Annotated in this window: 14 protein-coding genes and 1 pseudogene; 10 read left to right on the top strand and 5 right to left on the bottom strand. The window is 72.9% G+C overall.

What is annotated here, in order from left to right; genetic code table 11:
- Positions 1-3 precede the first annotated feature (3 nt).
- On the top strand, positions 4-1,377 hold the full coding sequence (locus tag MTP10_RS09610) for a maltokinase N-terminal cap-like domain-containing protein (protein ID WP_310708704.1): 1,374 nt from the start codon (positions 4-6) through the stop codon (positions 1,375-1,377).
- A gap of 38 nt (positions 1,378-1,415) precedes the next feature.
- On the opposite strand, the gene MTP10_RS09605 is transcribed toward MTP10_RS09610, so the two are convergent.
- Positions 1,416-2,270: an NAD(P)-binding domain-containing protein gene (locus MTP10_RS09605; protein WP_310708703.1), complete on the bottom strand. Its 855-nt coding sequence runs from the start codon at positions 2,268-2,270 to the stop codon at positions 1,416-1,418.
- 101 nt (positions 2,271-2,371) lie between these two features.
- Between MTP10_RS09605 and MTP10_RS09600 the strand changes: the two genes are divergently transcribed.
- From MTP10_RS09600 to MTP10_RS09575, 6 genes and pseudogenes are all read left to right on the top strand, one after another.
- Positions 2,372-5,644, top strand: a complete 3,273-nt coding sequence (locus MTP10_RS09600) for a BTAD domain-containing putative transcriptional regulator (protein ID WP_310708702.1) — start codon at positions 2,372-2,374, stop codon at positions 5,642-5,644.
- A gap of 214 nt (positions 5,645-5,858) precedes the next feature.
- Positions 5,859-6,527: a hypothetical protein gene (locus MTP10_RS09595; protein ID WP_310708701.1), complete on the top strand. Its 669-nt coding sequence runs from the start codon at positions 5,859-5,861 to the stop codon at positions 6,525-6,527.
- Position 6,528: 1 nt separating this feature from the next.
- Positions 6,529-7,062: a hypothetical protein gene (locus tag MTP10_RS09590; protein WP_310708700.1), complete on the top strand. Its 534-nt coding sequence runs from the start codon at positions 6,529-6,531 to the stop codon at positions 7,060-7,062.
- Between the two features lie 12 nt (positions 7,063-7,074).
- Positions 7,075-7,725 (top strand): annotated as a pseudogene (locus tag MTP10_RS09585) (copper amine oxidase); the annotation flags it as partial.
- 127 nt (positions 7,726-7,852) lie between these two features.
- Positions 7,853-10,123 (top strand): 1,4-alpha-glucan branching protein GlgB, encoded by a 2,271-nt coding sequence (glgB, locus tag MTP10_RS09580; protein WP_310708699.1) that lies wholly within the window; start codon positions 7,853-7,855, stop codon positions 10,121-10,123.
- A 238-nt stretch (positions 10,124-10,361) separates the two neighbouring features.
- Positions 10,362-12,284: a S8 family serine peptidase gene (locus tag MTP10_RS09575; protein WP_310708698.1), complete on the top strand. Its 1,923-nt coding sequence runs from the start codon at positions 10,362-10,364 to the stop codon at positions 12,282-12,284.
- 4 nt (positions 12,285-12,288) lie between these two features.
- On the opposite strand, the gene MTP10_RS09570 is transcribed toward MTP10_RS09575, so the two are convergent.
- Genes MTP10_RS09570 through MTP10_RS09555 form a run of 4 tightly spaced genes read right to left on the bottom strand, consistent with a single transcriptional unit; the run spans position 12,289 to position 18,363 of the window.
- Complete coding sequence (locus MTP10_RS09570; RefSeq protein ID WP_310708697.1) at positions 12,289-15,321, bottom strand: glycoside hydrolase family 38 C-terminal domain-containing protein; 3,033 nt, start codon at positions 15,319-15,321, stop codon at positions 12,289-12,291.
- Positions 15,322-15,345: 24 nt separating this feature from the next.
- Positions 15,346-16,212: a carbohydrate ABC transporter permease gene (locus MTP10_RS09565; protein ID WP_310708696.1), complete on the bottom strand. Its 867-nt coding sequence runs from the start codon at positions 16,210-16,212 to the stop codon at positions 15,346-15,348.
- Position 16,213: 1 nt separating this feature from the next.
- Positions 16,214-17,086, bottom strand: a complete 873-nt coding sequence (locus MTP10_RS09560) for a sugar ABC transporter permease (protein WP_310708695.1) — start codon at positions 17,084-17,086, stop codon at positions 16,214-16,216.
- Positions 17,086-18,363 (bottom strand): sugar ABC transporter substrate-binding protein, encoded by a 1,278-nt coding sequence (locus MTP10_RS09555; protein WP_310708694.1) that lies wholly within the window; start codon positions 18,361-18,363, stop codon positions 17,086-17,088. The genes MTP10_RS09560 and MTP10_RS09555 overlap by 1 nt, the downstream gene beginning before the upstream one ends.
- 103 nt (positions 18,364-18,466) lie before the next feature.
- Here MTP10_RS09555 and MTP10_RS09550 point away from each other — a divergent pair, with 103 nt between their 5' ends.
- The 3 genes from MTP10_RS09550 to MTP10_RS09540 are packed head-to-tail and all read left to right on the top strand — an operon-like array spanning position 18,467 to position 22,788.
- Positions 18,467-19,498 carry a LacI family DNA-binding transcriptional regulator gene (locus tag MTP10_RS09550; protein WP_310708693.1) on the top strand — a complete coding sequence of 344 codons (1,032 nt, stop codon included), beginning with the start codon at positions 18,467-18,469 and terminating at the stop codon, positions 19,496-19,498.
- A gap of 46 nt (positions 19,499-19,544) precedes the next feature.
- Entirely contained in the window at positions 19,545-20,771 is a 1,227-nt protein-coding gene (locus tag MTP10_RS09545; protein ID WP_310708692.1) for a glycosyl hydrolase, read from the top strand.
- 37 nt (positions 20,772-20,808) lie between these two features.
- Positions 20,809-22,788 (top strand): endo-beta-N-acetylglucosaminidase, encoded by a 1,980-nt coding sequence (locus MTP10_RS09540; protein ID WP_310708691.1) that lies wholly within the window; start codon positions 20,809-20,811, stop codon positions 22,786-22,788.
- Positions 22,789-22,846 lie beyond the last annotated feature (58 nt).

The raw sequence follows: 22,846 nt of genomic DNA, 5'->3' as shown, positions 1-22,846 counted from the left end.
GACGTGCTTGAGGAGCTCCTTGCCGCATGGATCGGTCGTCAACGATGGTTCGGCGGCAAGGGGCGCCCGATCGACAGAGTGTCGATCGACTCCGACGCCACGATCGAGTCCGGTGACCCCGGCCTGCGTCACCTGATCGTGTCGGTGTGGCAGGAAGGCACGCCCGACCGCTACCAGCTGCTCCTCGGCATGCGCTCCGACCTGCCCGAACGGCTCTCGCACGCGCTGATCGGCAACTACGGCCCGTACACCTTCGAAGAGGGGCCCTCCCACTCCGACTGGTACGCCTACGACGCCGTCCACGACCACGAGCTCACCCCGTGGCTGCTCGACTGCATGGGACGCGACTGCGACTGGGAGACGGTGCGCTTCCGCCACCTCCCGGACCTGGAGATCGACACCTCCCTGCGCAGCCTCGTGCTGGGCGCCGAGCAGTCCAACACCTCCCTCGTGTTCGGCGACGCGTACATCTGCAAGCTGTTCCGCCGGCTCGTCCCCGGGATCAACCCCGAGCTGGAGATCGTCACCGCGCTCGCCGAGCGCCACGCGCCGCACATCGCCCAGCCGTACGGATGGGTGGAGACCGACCTCGACGGCGTCCCGACGACGCTGGCGTTCATGCAGGAGTTCCTGTCGAACTCCAACGACGGCTGGGACCTCGCGCTCGCCAGCGTCCGCGACTTCTACGCCACCGTGTCCGGCGTCAGCGCGGCCGACGCGGGCGGCGACTTCGCCGGCGAGTCCTTCCGGCTCGGCGCGGCCACCGCGCGCGTCCACCACGAGCTGGCCGAGGCGTTCCCCACCGACGTCATCGAGACGCACGAGGTCAAGCGGATGTCCGAGGGCTTCAGGCAGCGGCTCGGCAGGGCCGTGGCGGAGGTGCCGGAGCTGCGCGAGCACGTCGGCGCGATCGAGGCCGTCTACCACCGGGTCCAGGAGCTGACCACCGAGGTGCCCGTGCAGCGGGTCCACGGCGACTACCACCTGGGCCAGGTGATGCGCACCAACACCGACTGGGTGGTGCTGGACTTCGAGGGCGAGCCAGGGCAGCCGCTGGCCGAGCGCACGGCGCTGTCGTCGCCGCTGCGGGACGTGGCGGGGATGCTCCGCTCGTTCGACTACGCGGCCAGGCACCTGCTGGCCGGGCGGCCCGACGCCGCGTCGCTGGAGCCGAAGGCCGAGGAGTGGGCCGCCCGTAACCGGACCGCCTTCCTCGACGGCTACACCGACGGCGGCGGGACCATCTCGGCCGGCGACGCGGCTCTGCTGCGGGCCTTCGAGATGGCCAAGGCGGTCTACGAGGTCGGCTACGAGGCCCGCAACCGGCCCGCGTGGATCGGCATCCCGCTGGCCGCCTTCCGCCGGACCGGCCTCTGACGCGTCAGGCTTCGTGTGGCGCTCTGCCCTGTGGCGCGTCAGCGCAGTTCTTCGATGAGCCCGGACAGGCCCTCGGCGCCGTGGCCGCGCGCCACCCGCCGGTCGATGAGCTCCTTCATCGGTAGCAGCAGGTCCGGGCGGACCCCCTGCTCCTCGAAGGCGATCACCAGGTTGGCCACGCCCACCCGGTTGACCTCCAGGTTGGATACCTCGGTCGCGTAGTCGCCGCTCTCGACCTCCTCGGCCCAGCGCGGCTGGAGCGAGGCCATCGCGTGCAGCCACGGCACGAGCAGCGTCTCGGTGAACTCCCGCACCGGCCGCTTCTCGGACGCGATCAGCGCCGCCGCCTCCAGGAACCCGGCGATCTGGCCGTACATGCCGGTGAGCATGGCCAGGTCGTACAGCGGCGCGAGGCCTGGGTCCTCACCCAGGTAACGGGGCTCGGCCAGCGGCTTGAGCGCGTCCTCGTACCGGTCGAAGGCGGCCGGGGAGCCGCTGTAGAGGATCAGCGCGCCCGGCCCTCCGATCATCTGCGGGACGGCCATGATGCCGCCGTCCAGGTACTCGCCGCCACGCTCCGCCACCAGGCGGCCGGTGTCGCGGGCCTCGGCGGGGCGGCCGTTGGTGAGGTTCAGCACCGTACGGCCCGCCAGGTCGGCGCCGTCGAGGATCTCCCGGGCGGCCTGGTAGTCGAGCACGCAGACGATCACCAGCGAGGCGGACGCGACGGCCTCGGCGGCGGTGGCGGCACCGGTGGCACCCTTGGCGGTCAGGGGGTCGGCCTTGGCGGCCGAGCGGTTCCAGACGGTGACGCGGTGGCCGGTGGCGAGCAGGGTCTCGGCCAGGGCGGTGCCCATGAGGCCGAGGCCAAGAACCGCAATATTCTCGGACATTTCAGGATTCCTTAGGTTGTGGGGACGACGGGAATCCACGGTGCCGGACCGGCGTTATGGTGCGGTTCGGAGAGCGTTATGGGGGGCTGATGAGGTTCGGGGTGTTGGGCCCTCTGGCGGTGTGGGCGCCCGGCGGCGAGCCCGTCCAGGTGCCGGAGCTGAAGGTTCGCACGCTCCTGGCCGACCTGCTGGCGCACCGGGGCACTCCCGTCTCCACCGACCGGCTCATCCTCGACCTGTGGGGCGACCGCCCTCCCGCCGGCGCGCCGGCCGCGCTGCGCGTCAAGGTGTCGCAGCTGCGCCGCGTCCTCGGCGACCGTGACCTGATCGTCCACCAGGGACGGGGCTACGTGCTGCGAACCGGCGGAGCGCTCGACGTGGACGCCGACCGGTTCGAGGCCCTCCTGGACCGCGCCCGGCGCGGCGGCGGCATCCCGGAGCGCCGGGCCCTGCTGACCGAGGCGCTGGCGCTCTGGCGCGGCCCCGCGTACGCCGGCCACGGCGACGAGGAGTTCGTCCGCGCCGAGGCCGCCCGGCTGGAGGAGCAGCGGCTGGTGGCGCTGGAGGAGCTGGCCGAGACGCGGCTCGCGCTGGGCGAGCACGGCCCCCTGGCGGCCGACCTCGCGGGCCTGGTCGCCGAGCACCCGTTGCGCGAGCGCCTGCGGGCCGCCCAGGTGCGCGCCCTGTACGGGGCCGGGCGGCAGGGCGAGGCGTTGGCCGGCTACGCCGACCTGCGTACCCGGCTCGCGGACGAGCTGGGCATCGACCCCGGGCCGGAGCTGGTGACGCTGCACCAGGCCATCCTGGAGCGCGACCCAGCCCTGGAGCCCCCTCCCCGGCCCTCACCCCCTTCTTCCCTCGCCCCCTCCCCGGCCCCGTTCCCGGCTCCCGCGAACCTGCCGGCCGCGCTGACCCCGCTGGTCGGCCGGGGCGGGGCGGTGGCCGAGGTGCGTGCCGTGCTGGACGCCCACCGGCTGGTCACGCTCACCGGGCCGGGCGGCGTCGGCAAGACGCGACTGGCGCTGGAGGTGGCCGCGGACCCGGGCCGTACGTTCCCGGGCGGCGTGTGGCTGGTCGAGCTGGCGGCGTCCGCGCCCGGCGGGATGGCGGCGACCGGCGGGATGGCAGTGGGGTCCGGTGGGATGGAGGCGGCGACCGGTGGGATGGCGGCGGGATCCAGTGGGGTGGCCGAGGCGGTGGCCGCGACGCTGGGACTGCGGGACGACATGCCGGGGTCGCTGGCGGATCGGCTCACGGACCGGCTGGCGGCGGCGCCGGGGACCGGTGAGACGCTGCTCGTGCTGGACAACTGCGAGCACGTGGTCGAGGAGGTCGCCGAGCTGACCGGGCGCCTGCTGGGCGCCGCCCCCGGGCTGCGGGTCCTCGCCACCAGCCAGGAGTCCCTGCGCGTCTCCGGCGAGGCGCTGTGGAGCGTCCCCCCGCTGAGCGTGGAGGCCGCCGTCGAGCTGCTGACGTCCCGGGCGGGCCTCCCGCCCGCCGCCGAGGAGCCCGGACGCGGCGCGCTCGTCGAGATCTGCGAGCGGCTCGACGGCATCCCGCTGGCCCTGGAGCTGGCCGCCCCCCGGCTGCGGGCTCTCACGCCCCGCCAGCTCGCCGACCGCCTCGACGACCGGTTCCGGGTGCTCGCCCCCGGCCTGCGCGGCGGCCCGGCCCGGCAGCGGACGCTCCGCGCCATGATCGACTGGAGTTGGGAGCTGCTCGGCGAGCAGGAGCGGGTGGTGCTGCGCCGGCTCGCCGTCCACACCGGCGGCTGCACGCTGGAGTCGGCCGAGGCGGTCTGCGGGGAGCCCGGCCTGGACGTGCTCGGCCCGCTGGCCCGCCTGGTGGACCGGTCGCTGGTGGTGCGATCGGCGGACGGCAGGTACCGGCTGCTGGAGTCGGTGGCCGCCTACTGCCTGGACCGGCTGGGTGAGGCCGGTGAGCTGGACGCCGTCCGGCTCCGGCACGCCCGCCACTACGCCGAGCTGGCCGAGCGCGCCGAGCCGTACCTGCGCGGGCACGAGCAGCGCCGCGTCCTGACGCTGCTCGACGCCGAGAGCGCCAACGTCCGCGCCGCCATCGACCACTCCGTACGGCTCGGCGCGGCCGGCGAGGCGATCAGGCTGGTGAACGCGATGGCCTGGTACTGGGTACTGCGCGGCAGGCTGGGCGAGGGCCGCCGAGCCCTGGAGACGGCACTGTCCGTGCCCGCGTCCGCCTCGACGCCGTCCGGCCCCGCGCCGTCCGGCCCCGCGCCGTCCGCTCCTGGGCCGTCCGCTCCCGGGCCGCCGGACTCCGGTGGGGCGCGGGCGCGGCTCTGGCTGGACGGGCTGGAGGCGCTGGCCGGGCGGCCCCGCCCGGTCGACGCCGGCCTGTTCGAGGCGGTCACCGACCCGGCGGAGCGGGCCATGGCGCGGTGGTTCGCCGGGTTCGCGCTGTTCGGCTTCGACGACCTGTCCGTCAGCATGGGGCTGATCGAGTCGGCGCTGGCCGGCTTCGAGGCCCTGGGCGACGGGTGGGGCACGGCCGCCGCGCTGAGCATCCGGGCCAGATGGGCGGGCATGCGGGGCGACCTCGCGACGCTCCGGCACGACGGCGAGCGCGGCCTGGCGCTCTTCCGCGAGGCCGGCGACAGGTGGGGCGAGATGCGGGCCGCGGAGAACCTCGGCACCCTGGCCGAGATCACCGGCGACTACGAGCAGGCCGCCGGGCTGCGGCGCGACGGGCTGCGGATGGCCGAGGAGCTGGGCCTGTGGGGGGCGGCCTGCGACGCCCTTTCGCGGCTCGGCCGGATCGCCATGCTGACCGGCGACCACGCCCAGGCCGAGGACCTCCACGGGCGGGCCAGGGCGCTGGCCGTGGCGCAGTCCAACCGGCCCGCCGAGGAGTTCGCCGAGGTCGGCCTGGCGCTGGGCGCCCGCAGGCAGGGCCGGCTGGACGAGGCGGAGCGGCTGCTGCGCAAGTGGATCGGCTGGGTGCGCGAGGTGTCGGGCGCGCCCGGCGAGGCGCTGATCCTGTCCGAGCTCGGGTTCGTCGCGGAGCTGCGCGGCGACGCGGCCGCCGCCCAGGAGCTGCACCTCGGGGCGCTCGCGGTGGCACGGCACGTCGGCGACCCCCGCGCGACCGCGCTCGCCCTGGAGGGACTGGCGGGCAGCCGCGTACTCACCGGGGAGCACGAGGAGGCGGCGCGGCTGCTCGGCAAGGCCGCGGCGCTGCGCGAGTCCGCGGGGGCGCCGCTGCCGCCCGGCGAGCGCGGCGACGTGGACCGGATCACGGCGGCCGCCCGCGCCGCCCTCGGCGACGACGCGCTCGCCGCGGCCCTGTCCCGCGGCACCCACGCCCCGCTGGACGCCCTGCTCCCCCAGCCCGTCTAAGACGCCTGCCCGTCTGACCGCTGCCCGCCGACCCCTCCCCGTCGGCCCGCCGGCCCCGCCACGTCCGTCGCCCCGCCACGTCCGTCCCCCCGCCTGCGGCCCCGCTCCGCGCCCGAGGCCGGAATCGCCGGGCAATCTCGCCGTTCCGCCGCGGGCCGCGCCCCGGACGATTACTCTTCGCAGGTGCTCGCAAACGAAGAGTAAAGGAGCCGGCATGCGCGGCGTGACTGTGCTCGCGGTCTCAGCAGGGGTCGTGGCGGTGATGACCGCCGCCGTCGTGCTGCTCCCCGGCGACGGCGCGCCGCTCACCGCGCGGGCGGCGCTGCCGGCGGCGGTCTCCCCGGCGCCCGGCGATCCCCTGTCCGACGCGGAGATCCAGCGGGCGGGCGACATCGCCACCTCCGCCGGTCCGCGGGCCCACTTCGCCGCCGGCCGGGCCGAGCTGCTCTACGTGGAGCGCGACGACGGCAAGGCCGGCGAGGGCGCCCGGCGGGCCGAGGCCTACGTCTACGACTACGGCACCGACACGCTGACCGTCCGCACCGTGGATCTCGGCGAGGGCAAGGTGGTGCGCGAGGTCTCCGGCACCGGCACCCAGCCTCCCCCTTCCCACCGCGAGGAGACGCGCGCCGCCGAGCTGCTGCTCGCGCACCCGCGCCTCGGCGAGGGCGTCAGGACCGCCTACCGGCGGGCCGCCGGCAAGCCGCTCGTCTCCACGGCCGACCTGTGGCTCCGGGGGCTGATCTACACGGCGCGGCGCGGAGCCTGCGCCACGCACCGGTGCGTGCGGCTGTTCGTACGGCTGCCGGACGGCACGTTCCTGGACACCAGCCGTGTCGTCGCCGACCTGTCCGCCAAGAAGGTTCAGATTCTGGAGTGGTGAGGTGTTCCTCCGTATCGCCCTCGCGGCCTTCGTCATCGCCGCGGCCCACGCCGCCCCGGCCCCGCGCGCCGTCCTGGCCTCGGCACAAGGTCCCGTCGTGGCCTCGGCGCCCGGCGGCGCGGCCGGGGCCGCGTGCGGCTCGCCGTACCTCATCGACCAGACGCTGCCGAACGGCGCGCGCTGGCGGATGTGCTGGGAGATGCGCACGATCGAGGGCCTGACTCTGAACCACGTCGTCTACGTCCCCAAGGGCAACGGTCCGCAGAACGTGCTGCGCAGCGCGGCGCTCGCGCAGATCCACGTGCCGTACGACAGCGGCGAGCCGCGCTACCACGACCTGGGCTCGCTCGGCGAGTCCGCCGTCGCGCTGAGCGCGGCCGACTGTCCGGGCGGGGAGCGGCGCGGCACGAAGGTGTGCGTCACCACCAGGGCGCGCGGCCACGCCCTGCTCAAGGACGGCTTCGGCGACGAGGAGCTCCGCAGGTCCCGGCAGGGGCAGGAGCTGGTGGTGCTGTCGGCCTACCAGGTGGGCTGATACGCGTACGTCGCGGAGTGGGTGTTCGGCGACGACGGCTCCATCACCCCGCGCCTCGGCGCCACGGGGTCGCTGGCCGGCACGGTCACCACGCCGGGGCACGGCTGGCCGATCGGCGTCGGGCGGCGGCACTTCGAGGAGTCCCACAGCCACAACGTGTTCTGGCGGCTGGACTTCGACATCCACGGCGGCGCCCGCGACGCCGTGGAGCAGTACGACTTCACGGGCAGCGGCACGAAGCGGCGCTTCATGGTCCGCACCCGCTTCACCCACGAGACCAGCGCCGTCAACGCGCCCATGCGCTGGTGGCGCGTCCTCGACCCCAAGGCGCTCAACGCCGACCGGCACCCCGTGTCCTGGCAGATCGACAACCCCGACAGCTCCGAGTACCGCGGCCCGGCCGACGAGGCGTTCACCCGGGCCGACCTGTACGTCACGCAGTACCACGCGTGCGAGCGCCTGGCCACCCAGAACCCGCTGCCGCGCTGCCGTGACTCCGTCGACCGCTACGCCGACGGTGAGCGGCTGACGGACCCGGTGGTCTGGGTGAACGTCGACTTCCACCATGTGGCCCGCGACGAGGACGCCGACCCCATGCCCGTGCACTGGCAGGGCTTCCGCGTCACCCCGCGCGACGTCACGGCCAAGAACCCGACTCCCTGACCCGGCCCCTCGAACGGCCGGTGCCCGGACATAGACCAGGTATTCCCAACTTTCGGTGATTGTCGCCGTGAAAGCGGGCAGTGGCTGGGATGGACCGTCGTCGTAGGGCAGGGTTGGGAGCATGCCGATGAGGACAGAGCTCGACCGCCTCGCGGGTGGGGCGCACCACGATCCCCACTCGATACTGGGGGCGCACCCCGTGGCGGGTGGTGTGACGTTCCGCACCCTGCGCCCGCTGGCCGAGCGGGTGCGGGTGATGCTGGAGGACGGGACGGCTCACGAGCTGAAACACCAGGCACATGGCGTGTTCGAGGGCACGGTGTCCGGGCTCGACAAGGTGCCCGCGTACACGTTGAGCGTCCAGTACCCCGGCGGCGAGCCGCACGAAGTCCGCGACCCGTACCGTCACTGGCCCACGCTCGGCGAGGTCGACCTGCACCTGATCGGGGAGGGACGGCACGAGCGGCTGTGGGAGGTCCTCGGCGCCCGCGTCATGCGGCACCAGGACGTCGACGGCACCGCGTTCGCCGTCTGGGCGCCGAACGCGCGCGGCATCCGGGTCGTCGGCGACTTCAACCATTGGGACGGCACCGCCTATCCGATGCGCTCGCTGGGCCGTTCCGGGGTGTGGGAGCTGTTCGTCCCGGACGTGGGGGTGGGTGAGCGGTACAAGTTCCAGATCCTCGGCGCCGACGGCGTGTGGCGGGACAAGGCCGACCCGATGGCCCGCCGCACCGAGGTGCCGCCGCAGACCGCGTCCGTGATCGAGCAGACCGCGTACGCCTGGGACGACGAGGCGTGGATGGGGCGGCGGCGCGAGGAGCAGCCGCAGCGCGGACCGATGAGCATCTACGAGGTGCACCTGGGCTCGTGGCGGCCCGGCCTGTCGTACCTGGAGCTCGCCGACCAGCTCGTCGAGTACGTGCTCGACATGGGGTTCACGCACGTGGAGCTGCTGCCGGTGGCCGAGCATCCGTTCGGCGGGTCGTGGGGCTACCAGGTGACGTCCTACTACGCGCCGACGGCGCGGTTCGGCACGCCCGACGAGTTCCGCCACCTGGTGGACCGGCTGCACCAGGCCGGCATCGGCGTGCTGCTCGACTGGGTGCCCGCGCACTTCCCCATGGACGACTGGGCGCTCGCCCGCTTCGACGGCACCCCGCTGTACGAGCACGCCGACCCCAAGCGTGGCCTGCAGCCCGACTGGGGCACGTACGTCTTCGACTTCGGTCGCAGGGAGGTGCGCAACTTCCTGGTGGCCAACGCCCTGTACTGGCTGAAGGAGTTCCACATCGACGGGCTGCGGGTGGACGCCGTGGCCTCGATGCTGTACCTGGACTACTCGCGCCGTGAGGGCGAGTGGACGCCCAACATCTACGGCGGGCGCGAGAACCTCGACGCCGTCGAGTTCCTCAAGGAGATGAACGCCGTCGTTTACCGGGAGGCTCCGGGCATCTCCACCGTGGCGGAGGAGTCCACGGCCTGGCCTGGCGTGTCGCGGCCGGCCCACCTCGGCGGGCTCGGGTTCGGGTTCAAGTGGAACATGGGCTGGATGCACGACACGCTGGCCTACCTCCAGCACGAGCCGGTCTTCCGGCAATACCACCACCACCAGCTGACGTTCTCGCTCATCTACGCCTACTCCGAGAACTACGTGCTGCCCCTGTCGCACGACGAGGTGGTGCACGGCAAGGGCTCGCTCATGGGCAAGATGCCGGGCGACGAGTGGCAGCGGTTCGCCCAGCTCAGGGCGCTGCTGGCGTTCATGTGGGCGCATCCGGGCAAGCAACTGCTGTTCATGGGCGGCGAGTTCGGCCAGGGCTCGGAGTGGTCGGAGGAGCGCGGGCTCGACTGGTGGGTGCTGGAGTTCGACGGGCACAAGGGCGTGCAGCAGCTCGTCCGCGACCTGAACGCGCGCTACCGCGAGACGCCCGCCCTGTGGGAGCTCGACACGGACCCCGCGGGGTTCCGGTGGATCGACGCCGACGACGCCTCGGGCAACACGTTCTCGTTCGTCCGCTACGCGGCTGACGGGTCCGCGCTGGCCTGCGTGGCCAACTTCAGCGGGGCGGCGCACGAGGACTACCGGCTCGGCCTGCCGTACGGCGGGCAGTGGGCCGAGGCGATCAACACCGACGCGTACGCCTACTGGGGCAGCGGGGTCGGCAACCTGGGAGCCGTGGAGGCGGCCGAGGACTCCTGGCACGGGCTGCCGTACTCGACCCGGCTGCGGGTGCCGCCGCTGGGCGTGGTGTGGCTGCTGAAGGAGGCCCCGGAGGCCGAGCCGTCGCCCGCCGGGGAGGAGGCCGCGGCGCTCGACGACAGCGCGCGAATCGAGGAGCAGGCCGCGGCGCTCGACCAGGCCGTGCGGGCCGAGGAGCGGCCCGAGACCTTGTGATCACGTACGGGCCCGTCCGGCAGACGTACGGGCCCGTCCGGGAGACTGGACGGGCCCGACGCCACCGGACGGGCCCGAGGTCGTCGTTCCGCCGTCGATTGGGGTCGTCGCGGCGTGGGTCTATGCGCTTCGCCGTCGCTGAGAGGTCGCCCAGAGTTCGCTGAGAAACCGTCTCCAGCCCTGTGCCTGCCGGATAAATCACCCTAAACTCCGAGATCATCCCCTGCTCGGAGGACGCGTGCGACTTCGCTCCCTGGTCACCTGGGTGACCACGCTGGCCCTGCTCACGGCAGCCCCCGCCCGCCCGGCCTTCGCCGACGACCCCACCGCCTCCCCCGAGACGTCCGCGCAGCCGGCGCCCACACCGAGCACCCCCGAGGAGAAGCTGGAGGACGGCCTCGCGCTCGACCAGGGCACCGTACGCGCGATCGTGGAGCTGACCGACCCGGCCCAGCGCGAGCCGATCGCGGCCCGGGCGGCCGAGGAGAGCGTGGACGTGGTGCTGCGGTCGCGGACGCAGCCGTTCATGGTCGTGGAGGGCACGGCCGAGGAGCTGGCCGCGCTGGCGGACGACCCGCGCGTCACCGCCGTCCACCGGGACCGCGCCTATCCCCCGTCCGAGGTGTCGAACCTCCAGCTGATCGGCGCCGACCAGGCGCACGCGCAGGGGTTCAAGGGTGCCGGGCAGGCGGTGGCCGTCCTCGACACCGGCATCGACCTGGACCACCCGTCGTTCGGCGGCCGGGTCGTGGCGGAGGCGTGCTTCTCCGCCGTGGACGAGGGGGTTACGTCGCTCTGCCCCAACGGCCAGACCAGCATGGTCGGCGCGGGCGCGGCCGACGCCGTCACGGCCAGGTGCCTGGCCGGCGGCGTCAACCTGTGCGAGCACGGCACGCACGTGGCCGGCATCGCCGCGGGCGCCGAAGGGGTGGCGCCGGAGGCGAAGATCGTGGCGATCCAGGTGTTCAGCCGGGTGGACGACGAGAGCGTGTGCGGCGAGCCGTCCTGCCTGCTGGCGTACGAGTCGTCGCTGCGGCTGGCCATGGAGCACGTGGCCGAGCTGTCCACGCCCATCGCCGCGGTGAACCTCAGCCTCGGCGGCATGCTCCACGAGACCTCCTGCGACACCAGCGAGGAGGGCCAGGTCTTCAAGCCGCTGGTCGACGCGCTGCTCGCCAAGGGCATCGCGACCGTGGCGGCGGCCGGCAACGAGTCCTACGAGGGCGTGTCGTTCCCGGCCTGCGTCTCGTCGGCCGTGGCCGTCGGCGCCAACGACGGGAACGACGTCATCGCCGACTTCTCCAACCGGGGCGAGCTGGTCGACCTGTTCGCGCCCGGGGTGGACATCGAGTCGTCGGTGCCGGACAACCAGAAGGCCGTGCACAGCGGCACGTCCATGGCCTCGCCGCACGTGGCCGGGGCGCTGGCGCTGCTGAAGGCCCGGTCGCCGGACACGCCGATGCCCGACCTGATCGCCAGGCTCACCTCGACCGGCAGGCCGTACGCGTACCGCGCGAACGACAAGGACGTGGTCACGCCGCGCCTGGACGTGCTGGCGGCGCTGGGCGGCGCGAGCCCGCAGCCGACGGTCAGCCAGACGCCGGCCCCCGCCCCGACGGGCGACGACCCCGGCCCCGAGCCGGACCCCACGGACGGAAGCGGCCCGGCGCCCGAGCCCGACCCGACGGACGGCGACCCCGATCCCACGCCCACACCGTCGTCCAGCCCGATCCCGCTGCCCACCGTCACGGTCACGGTGACGATCACCCCCACGCCGACCGCCGCCGCCACCCCGGCCCCGGTCTGCACGAGGGGCAAGACCGCCAAGCGGCTGACGGCCAAGCAGTGGGCCGTGGAGATCCACCGCTCCAGCGGCACGATCCCCGACGCGACGCTGACCTGCTACCTGAAGCTGGTGCAGAAGGCCAGCAAGGTGTTCCCCGAGATCACCAAGGCGTCGTCGCTGGGCACGGCGTACCGGGTGCTGAAGGCGTCCAAGACGTCCCGGCAGCGGCTGGACGCCTCGCTGCTGGCGGGCTGGCTGACCTGGGCCCACGGAACGAACGGCACGGCGAAGCTGGCGAGCGCGGAGAAGGTGCGGCTGAGCGCCAAGGCCAAGGCCGCCTCCCTGAAGAAGGCGGCCAGGACCCTGGCCGAGTAGCTGGTCAGCGGCGCAGCCGCAGCGTCACCAGCTCGAACGGCCGCAGGCTCAGCGCGACCGTGCCGCCCTCGCGCCACCTGACGCCGCCCTCTCGCGGGGCCTCGGTCAGAGGCCGTTCGAGCAGGTCGGTCACCGTGACCTGGCTGACCGGGAAGCCCGCGGTCAGGGTGGCCGCGGCCCGGCCGCCGTGGGCCTCGTGGAAGCGGACGACCACGTCGCCGCTCTCGTCGTCGGCCAGCTTGACGGCCGTCACGACGACGGCGTCGTTGTCGAGCGTGACCAGCGGGGCGACCTCCGCGTCGCCGGGCAGGTGGCGCGCGGGCAGGTTGACGACGTACCCCTCGCGCACGGCGTCGCCGACCGTCGCCCCCGGCACGAGCGCGTGCCGGAACCGGTGCACCCCCTGGTCGGTCTCCGGGTCGGGGAAGCGCGGCGCGCGCAGCAGGGAGGCGCGGACCGTGGTGGTGGTGCCCCCGTCGAGGTCGCGGACCGTCCGCGTCACGTCGTGGCCGTAGGTGGAGTCGTTGACCAGGGCGATGCCCCAGCCCGGCTCCTCCAGGTGCACGAAGCGGTGGTTGCACGCCTCGAACTTGGCGGCCTCCCAGCTCGTGTTGGTGTGCGTGGCGCGGTAGGCGTGGCCGTACTGGGTCTCGGAGGCGTAGCGCTCGGCGCGGACGTCCAGCGGGAAGGCCAGCTTGAGGAACTTCTCCGTCTCGTGCCAGTCGACCTCGGTGTCGATGTCGAGCCGCCTGGCGCCCGGCCGCAGGCCGAGCACCTGGGTCACCTTCGAGCGGCCGAAGGAGCGGGTCACCCTGACCGTGCCGGGCTCCTCCCCCGGCGCCACCTCGTCGGCCTCCACCAGGTCGGTGCCGGTGTTGCGGTAGAACGCGTCCACGTCCCAGGCGTCCCACATGTTGGGGAAGTCGGGGTGGAGCTGGAGCAGGTTGGCGGCCTGGCCGGGGGCGACGGCCTCGCGCCCGGCCGCGATGTCGTGGACCGACACCACCAAGCCGCGGCCGTCCACCTCGACTCGCAGCAGGCCGTTGTCCAGGACGTGGCCGCCGCCCTCGCGCGGGCCGGCGGTCGTGCCGCCGGCCATGACGGGGGCCTGGGCGCCGCCCGCGGGGACTCCGTCCCGCGTGTGCGGCGCGGAGTTGAACAGCAGCCGCGTCCCGCTGCCGGCGTCGCCGGCGAGGGCCCGCTGGGCGGCGTCGATGATCGCGTCCAGCTCCCCGGCGACGGCCGCGTACGTCTTCTCGGCCTCCCGGTGCACCCAGGCGATGGACGAGCCCGGCAGGATGTCGTGGAACTGGTGCAGCAGCACGGTCTTCCACAGCCGGTCGAGCTGCTCGTACGGGTAGGGATGGCCGGCCCGCACGGCGGCGGTCGCCGACCACAGCTCGGCCTCGCGCAGCAGGTGCTCGCTGCGCCGGTTGCCCTGCTTGGTCCTGGCCTGGCTGGTGAGCGTGGCGCGGTGCAGCTCCAGGTACAGCTCGCCCACCCAGACGGCCGGGCGCGGGTGCTCGGCCTCGGCCTTGGTGAAGAACTCCGCGGGCGTCTCCCAGGTGACGACGGCCGAGCCCTCCAGGTCCCGCATCCTGGCCGCCTTGGCGACCATCTCCCGGGTGGCGCCGCCGCCTCCGTCGCCCCAGCCGGTGGGGGCGAGCGAGTGCCGCGCCAGGTCCTTGTCCTTGAAGTTGCGCGCAGCGTGGGCGATCTCGCTGCCCTTCATGGAGCAGTTGTAGGTGTCGACCGGCGGGAAGTGGGTGAAGATCCGGGTGCCGTCGATGCCCTCCCACAGGAACGTGTGGTGCGGGAACGTGTTGGTCTGGCTCCACGAGATCTTCTGGGTGAGCAGCCATCGGGAGCCCGCGGCCTTGATGATCTGTGGCAGGCCGGCGGCGAAGCCGAACGTGTCGGGCAGCCACACCTCGTCGTTCTCGATGCCGAACTCGTCGAGGAAGAACCTCTTGCCGTGGACGAACTGGCGGGCCATCGCCTCCGAGCCGGGCATGTTGGTGTCGGACTCCACCCACATGCCGCCCGCCGGGACGAACCGTCCGGCCGCCACCGCCTTGACGACTTTGGCCCACACCTCGGGCCGGTGCTCCTTCACCCAGGCCCACTGCTGGGCCTGCGACATCGCGAAGACGAACGAGGGCTCGCTCTCCAGCAGCGCGGTCATGTTGGAGGTGGTGCGGGCCACCTTGCGGACCGTCTCACGCAGCGGCCACAGCCAGGCCGAGTCGATGTGCGCGTGGCCGACGGCGCTGACGCGGTGCGCCGACGGCGCGGCGGGCGTGGCCAGCACGCCGGCCAGGCACTCCCGGGCGGCGGCCGCGGTGCCGTTGACGTCCTGGAGGTCCACCGCGTCGAGCGCGCGCTCGATCGCCCGCATGATCTCCCAGCGGCGGGCCCCTTCGACGGGCAGCTCCGCCATGAGCTCGCCCAGCACCTCCAGGTCCATGACGAGCTGCCACACGGTCTCGTCGAAGACGGCCAGGTCCATCCGGGCCAGCGTGTACTGCGGCTGCGTCCCCGCGGTCTCCTTGTCCCCGAGCGGCGTCGGCAGGAACGGGTGGTAGTCGAGGATGACCGGGTTGGAGGCGGCCTCGATGTGCAGCCGCACCTCCTCGCCGCCCTCGACGGGCGCGCCGATCCGGACCCAGTCGTTGAGCGGGTGCAGGCCCTTCACCGGCGTGCCGTCGGGGCGGTAGACCAGGCCCTCGCACTGGAAGCCGGGCATGTTCCGGTCGAAGCCGAGGTCGAGGATCGCCTCCACGGTACGGCCCGCCCACTCCGGCGGCACCGTGCCCGTGACGGTGAACCAGCTCGTCCCCCACGGGGCGCCCCATCGGTCGCCGGCCGCGATCGGCTCGGGCGTGGCCGACAGGCCCTCCGCGACGGGCACCGGCTCGCCGGGGGCGTGCCAGACGGCCACGTCGAGGGGCACGGACTCCGGGTGGACGGCCGGCCGGATGCGCTCGTCGAGGACCCGCTTCAACCGGCCTTCGACAAGCTTGCGGTCGTCATGCATCTGAACTCCTGATTGCCTGGATGGCTAACCTTTGATCGCGCCTTCCTCGACGCCTCGGAAGAAGTACCGCTGGAGCGCCGCGAACACGACCACGATAGGCACGAAGGAGATCATCGTGCCTGCCGCGATCAGCCGCGGGTTGGAGGTGAACGTGCCGTTCAGGTACTGCAGCCCGACCGTCAGCGTGTAGTGGTCGGGGTCGGTCAGCACGATGAGCGGCCACAGGAAGTCGTCCCACGCGCCGATGAACGCGAAGATCGTGATCACGCTCAGCATGCCGCGGACGTTGGGCAGGCCGATGTGGCGCAGCCGCTGCCAGGCGGTCGCGCCGTCGATGACGGCGGCCTCGTCCATCTCCTGCGGGATCGCCGCGAACGCGGTGCGCATGAGCAGGACGTTGAGCATGGCGATCGCCCCGGGCAGCGCCACGCCGAGCAGCGTGTCGGCCAGGCCGAGGCTGCGGACGGTGACGTACTGCGACACGATCGTCACCTCGCCCGGCAGCACGAGCGTGGCCAGGAAGAGGCCGAGCAGCAGCTTGGCGCCGCGGAAGCGCAGCCGGGCGAGCGCGTACCCGGCCATGGTGGCCCCGACGACGTTGCCCGTGATGACGATCGCGGCCACCACGAGCGAGTTGGCGGCGTAGGACCAGACGGGGATCGCGTCGGCCACCTGGGCGTAGTTGTCCAGCGTGGGATGCTCGGGCAGGAAGGTCGGCGTCCGGGAGTAGACGTCCTCGTGCAGGCTCTTCAGCGACGTGGACAGCTGCCACAGGAACGGCGACACGGTCAGCGCCAGCACCAGCAGGAGCAGCGCGTACCGCAGCGCCTTCTCGGCGGGGCCCGCTGCGGCGAGGCCGCCGGGACGGACGCGCTTGGCGTGTGCCGCCATGTCAGGCCGCCTTCCTGTCGAGCCGCAGCAGCAGGAGCATGGGGCCGACCGTGATGACGAACAGCACGATGCTGAGCGCGGAGGCGTAGCCCAGGTGGCCGGAGAAGCCGCGGGTGTAGAGCTGGATCAGCATCACGACCGACATGTCGCGCCCGCCGGGCCCGCCAGTGCCGTTGGACAGCACGTACAGCTCGGAGAACACGCGCAGCGCCGAGACCGACACCAGCACCGAGACCAGGAGCATCGTGTTGCGCACGCCGGGCACGGTGACGCTCCAGAACCTGCGCACCGCGCCGGCGCCGTCCACCGCGGCCGCCTCGTGCAGCTCGCGGCGCACGTTGCCCAGCGCCGACAGGTAGATGATCATGTAGTAGCCGAGCCCCTTCCAGACCGTCAGGCTGATCGCGCTGAACAGCAGCAGCCAGCGGTCGGTGAGGAACGGCACCGGCTCGGTGACGACGCCCAGCCACTGGGCGAAGCCGTTGACCAGACCACGGTCGTCCAGCACCCAGCCCCAGATCAGCGCGACCACCACGGCCGAGGCCACCACCGGCGTGTAGAAGGCGGTGCGGAAGAACGTGATGCCGGGCAGCCGCTTCTCCACCAGGATCGCGAGGAGCAGCGGCAGCATGGTCAGCAGCGGCAGGCAGACCAGCATGTAGACGATGCTGTTGACCAGCGCGTCGGTGAGCTGGGAGTCGTCCAGCGCCCGGGCGAAGTTGGCCAGGCCGGTGAAGTGGCCGCCGCCGAGCGGCTTGGCGTTGGTGAACGCCAGCACCACCGTGTTGAGCGACGGCCAGAGGTTGAACACCAGCAGCCATACGACCGCCGGCGCCACCAGCAGCCAGGGCGTGAACCAGCGGCGGTGGGTCATCAGTTCTGCAGCAGCTCGTCGCACTTGGCCACGGCCTTGTCCAGCGCCTCCTTCGAGGTGACCTCACCGCTGATCGCGAGCGCCAGCTGCTGCTTGACGATCTTCTTCATCGCCTCGGTGAGCACGACCGGCTCCAGCACCTTCGCCTTGGCCAGCGCCTCGAAGGCCATCACCTTGGCGTCGCCGGCGTTGGTGCCGTCGCTCCTGCTGAAGAACGGGTCGTTCGCCGACGCCTTGGTGCTGGGGAAGATGGCCACCAGGTGGGCGAAGGCCGCCTGGTTCTCCGCGCTGGTCACCCAGCGGGCCAGGGCGAGGGCCGCGGGCGCGTTCTTCGACTTCGCCGACACCGACAGGCCCTGGACGTACAGCGGCGGGGTGCCCATGGCGGGCGACGGCACCACCTTGGGCGCCAGCGACGGGTTGTCCACGGCGAGGCTGGTGATGTAGTTGCCGCCGCCGGTCGTCCACGCGACCGTGCCCTCGTTGAAGAGCTTGGCGTTGCCGGCGTAGGTGTCGGTGAGCACGTCGCGCGGCAGCAGGCCCTCCTTGAACGCGTCACGGTACTTGTCGAGCAGCGCGGCGGCCTCGGGGGTGTTGAAGGTGAAGCTCTTGCCGTCGTCGGACAGCAGCTTCACCCCGGCCTGCACGAAGTCGCCCAGCTCGGGCTTGCGGCTCATCAGGTAGACCTTGCCGCCGGACTTCTCCTTGAGCGTGCGGGCCTGGGCGACCAGCTCGTCGAAGCTCGCCGGCGGCTTCTTGGCGTCGAGGCCGTTCTGGGCCATCAGCTCGGAGTTCCAGTAGTTGACGTCGGTGTTGAGGTACCACGGGTAGCCGTAGACGCCCTGGACGCCGGGGTAGGTGTAGGCCGACAGGCCGCCGGGGACGTACTCGTCCTTGACCGCGGGGTCGGCCTGGGCGACATCGAGCAGCAGGCCCTGCCTGACGAGGGGCAGGGCGTACTCGGGCGGCAGGTTCGTCACGTCGGGCAGCGAGCCGCCGGCGGCCTGGCTGAGCACCTTGTCGGAGTAGCCGTCCCCGGGCTGGTCCAGCCACTCGACCTTGACGCCGGGGTACTTCTTCTCGAAGGAGTCGATGACCTTCTGCATGTAGTCGGTGAACTTCGGCTTCAGTGCCCACGTCTGCAGGCTGACCTTGCCCTTCACCTCGCCCGTCGCCGTCGCGCCAGGCGCCGCGGCCGGTTGCCCCGTGTCCCCCAGCCCGCAGCCGGCGGCCGCCAACACGGCGGCCAGCCCCAGACCTGACCAGTACCTACGCATGAAGCTCTCCTCGGAGAAGGCGCTAAACCGCTATAGTTGCCGGACTATTCACTGGCTAGACTCTGCTGTCAATAGGTGACATCGACTTGTGAAGGAGTCGCTGGTGGCTCGACCGACGATCGCCGACATCGCCGAGCGGGTCGGCGTCTCCAAGGGCGCGGTCTCGTTCGCGCTCAACGGGCGTCCCGGCGTGGCCGAGGCGACGCGGGCCCGCATCCTGCAGGTCGCCAAGGAGATGAACTGGCGCCCGCACAGCGCCGCCCGGGCCCTCGGCGGGGCCAGGGCGGAGGCGGTCGGGCTGGTGATCGCCAGGCCGGCCAGCACGCTCGGCGTGGAGCCGTTCTTCGCCCAGCTCCTGTCGGGGCTGCAGGCGGGGCTGTCGCGGCAGTCGGTCGCGTTGCACCTCATGATCGTCGAGGACGTCGAGGCGGAGACGGAGGTCTACCGCGACTGGGCCTCCGCGCACCGCGTCGACGGCTTCATCCTCGTCGATCTCAAGGTCCGCGACCCGCGCATCGAGGTGCTGGAGGAGCTCGGCGTGCCGAGCGTGGTGCTGGGCGGCCCCGGCAGGCACGGCTCGCTGTCCAGCGTGTGGGCCGACGACCGGGAGGCCATGCTGTCGGTCGCCGACTACCTCGCGGCGCTCGGCCACCGGCGGCTGGCCCACGTCGCCGGCCTGCCCGAGTTCCACCACACCCAGCGCCGCATGCGGGCGCTGCGCGACTCCAGCCGCCGGCTCGGCCTGGCCGACACGGCGTCGACGACCACCGACTTCAGCGACGCCGAGGGGGCCGCCGCGACCCGGGCGCTGCTGTCGCGCGCCCGGCGGCCGACCGCGATCGTCTACGACAGCGACGTGATGGCCCTGGCCGGGTTGGGCGTCGCGGGCGAGATGGGGGTACGGGTGCCGGACGAGCTGTCCGTCGTGGCCTTCGACGACTCGGTGCTGACCCGGATCGCGCACCCCGCCATCACCGCGCTGTCGCGCGACACCTTCGCCTACGGCCGCCGGCTGGCCGAGGTCATGCTGGCGGTGATCGAGGAGCCGGAGCGCAGGCGCGAGGTGAAGACGGCCACGCCACGGCTGGTCGTCAGGGAGAGCACGGCGCCGCCCGGGGCTTGGCAAGGTGACTAAACCGGTTTAGGGTTCGCGGGAGATCGACTCATCTCCCGGAGGACGCGTGCCGCTGCCCCACCCCATCCGTTTCGGCGCCAACTACGTGAGCTCGGCAGGTTGGTTCCACGGCTGGCTCGACCTTTCCCCCGACTCGGTCCGCCGCGACTTCGACGACCTCGCCGGGCTCGGGCTGGACCACGTCCGGGTCTTCCCGATCTGGCCGTGGATCCAGCCCAACCGCGCCATGATCAGGCGGCGGGGCATCGACGACCTGCTCCAGGTGATCGACATCGCCGCCGAGTCCGGCCTGTCGGTGGCCGTGGACCTCCTCCAGGGGCACCTGTCCAGCTTCGACTTCCTGCCGTCTTGGGTGCTCACCTGGCACCGGCGCAGCGTCTTCACCGATCCCGAGGTCCGCGACGGCATCGCCGCGTACGCGGACGCCGTCGCCCGCGCGGTCGCCGGGCGCCCCAACGTCTTCGCCGTGACCCTCGGCAACGAGGTGAACAACCTCTACCCGGCCAACCCGACGACGCCCGAGGCGTCCGCCCGCTGGGCGGCCGAGCTGATCGACGTCGTGCGCGCCGCCGCCCCGAACCTGCTGTGCCTGCACTCCCTGTACGACGCGACCTGGTACGACCCCGGCCACCCCTTTCACCCCGCGGACAACGTGGACCTGGGCGACCTGACCACGGTGCACTCGTGGGTGTTCAACGGCGTCTCCGCCCTCGACGGCCCGCTCGGCCCGGCCACCGTCACGCACGCCGACTACCTCGTCGAGCTGGCCGCCGCCACCTCGCCGGACCCGGCCCGCCCGGTCTGGCTGCAGGAGGTCGGCGCGCCCCGCCCGGACGTCCCGGAGGCCGACGCGCCGCGGTTCGTGCGCGCCACGCTCGACGCGGTCACCGCCAACCCGGCCCTGTGGGGCGTCACCTGGTGGTGCTCGCACGACGTGGACCGCGCCCTGGCCGACTTCCCCGAGCGCGAGTACGACCTGGGCCTGTTCACCGTTGACCATCGGGCCAAGCCCGCGGCCTTGGAGCTCGCCTCCGCGATCCGGGAGCACCGCGAGGGACGCGTCGCGGCGGCCGGCAGACCCGCGCTGCTGTGCGACGTGGACCTCAGGGCGGAGCCGGAGCGCCGGGCCGAGGTCGCGCCGGGCAGCGCCTTCCACGCCGAGTGGGTCAGGCTGCGCCAGGCCGGTCCGCTGGCCATCGTCACGAAAGGCCGCGCGGACGACGCCGCCCACCTGGCCGCCCGCGGGATCGAGGCCGTCCTGACCCCGGCATGACCCCTGCACGCCCAAGGAACGACAGGAGGAGACCCGGATGCGACTGTTACCCCTGTTACCCCGGCTCTGCGCGGTGCTCACCGCCACGGCCCTGGTCGCGGCCACCGGCCACGCCGCCTCGGCTCTGCCGCGGACGGTCACGGCCGGCGGCCAGCCGTACGCCTCGTACTGGTACCCCGACACGATCCTCGGCTGGGACCCCGCCACCGACCCCGACGCCCGGTTCAACCGCTCCCGCGTGCCGCTGCGCCCCCGCACCCGCTCGCTCCGCCTGAAGGCGAACGCGAACGCCCGGGCCGGGGAGGCCCGCGTCGCCTCCCTGGTCTCCTTCGCCCCCACCTCCGGCAACCCCTCGCAGGGCTCGCTCGCCGCCGACTACTACGCGTTCACGTACTGGCAGTACGTCGACACGCTGGTCTTCTGGGGCGGCTCGGCCGGTGAGGGTCTCATCCTGGCCCCCAACCCGACGGTGATCGACGCCGCCCACCGCAACGGCGTCAAGGTCTACGGCACCGTCTTCTTCCCGCCCACCGTCTACGGCGGCCGGATCGAGTGGGTGCGCGACTTCGTCACGAAGTCCGGCTCCACGTACCCGGTGGCCGACAAGCTCGTCGAGGTCGCCCGGTACTACGGCTTCGACGGCTGGTTCGTCAACCAGGAGACAGCGGGCGGCGACGCGGCCCTCGCCACCGAGCTGCGCTCGCTGATCACGTACGCGCGGGGCAGGGGCCCGACCGAGTTCATGTGGTACGACGCCATGACCGAGGACGGCGCGATCTCCTGGCAGGACGGCCTCACCCCCGCCAACGACGCCTTCCTCGCCGACCCGGACCGGGTGGCGGACTCGATGTTCCTCGACTTCGGTTGGACCGCCGCCCGCCAGCGCGCCTCCCGCGACCGGGCCAGGTCGCTCGGCCGCGACGAGCACGACCTGTTCGCGGGCATCGACACCGAGGCCGGCGGCTACGACACGGCCGTCCCGTGGGAGGCGGTGTTCCCCTCCGGCCGTCCGCACGTCACCTCGCTGGGCATCTACCGTCCGGAGTGGACGTGGAAGTCGGCGAACGGGCCGGCCGACTTCCGGGCGCGCGACTCCCGGTTCTGGGTGGGCGCCAACGCCGACCCGTCGGACACCTCGACCTCCTCCCCGTGGAAGGGCCTGGCCCACTACATCGCCGAGTCCACCCCCGTCACCGCCAAACCGTTCGTGAGCGGCTTCAACACCGGGCACGGCGACTTCTACAACGTCGGCGGCGCGCGCGTGCGCGACGGCGGCTGGAACAACCTGTCCGTGCAGGACGTCCCGCCCACCTACCGGTGGATCGTGGAGTCCGCGGGCAGCAGGCTCACCCCGTCCATCGACTACGGCGACGCCTACGAGGGCGGCTCCTCGCTCCGCCTCACCGGACGCCTCGACGCGGTCAACACCGTGCGGCTCTACCAGACCCGGCTCCCCGTGGCCGCCGGCACGAGGCTGTCGGTCGTGCTGAAGACGCCGCGGGCCGGGGCCACCCACCTGAAGGCGGCGGTGGCCTTCGCCGACTCGCCTACCACGTTCACCACCTTCGACCTCGGCGCTACCGGCGGGACCGGCTGGGAACGCAGGACCCTCGACCTGTCCGCGTACGCGGGCCGGACGATCGCCCAGCTCGCCCTGCGCGTCACCGGCTCCGACGACGCCTATGACATCCGGGTCGGGCAGCTCGCCGTGTACGACGGCGCGATCGACGAGCCGGCCGCGCCGTCCCGGCTGACCGTGCTGGGCGTCACCGACGTCTCCCCCACCCGCAAGGCGCTGCGCCTGTCCTGGACCGGCGCCGGGCGGCCCCACCACTACGACGTCTACCGCCGTGACCCGGACGGCTCGCGTACGTACCTGGGCGCGACCCCGAACGACGCGTACTTCGTGCCGGCCCTCGACCGGGCGGGCGCCGAGACCACGACGACGATCGAGGTCGAGGCGGTCGGCGCCGAGTACGGCCGCTCCACCCCCGCCACCGCCGCGATCACCTGGTAGATCCCGCCTGTGACACCGGCCGGCCCGGGCGCCGGGGGGCTGGTCGGTGTCGCGGTCG

This window comes from Nonomuraea sp. 3-1Str (assembly GCF_031570565.1).
In the GTDB taxonomy this organism is placed as follows: Bacteria; Actinomycetota; Actinomycetes; order Streptosporangiales; family Streptosporangiaceae; genus Nonomuraea.
The sequence above is the reverse complement of the archived record's forward strand: the minus strand, read 5'-3'. Positions and strand labels throughout refer to the sequence as shown.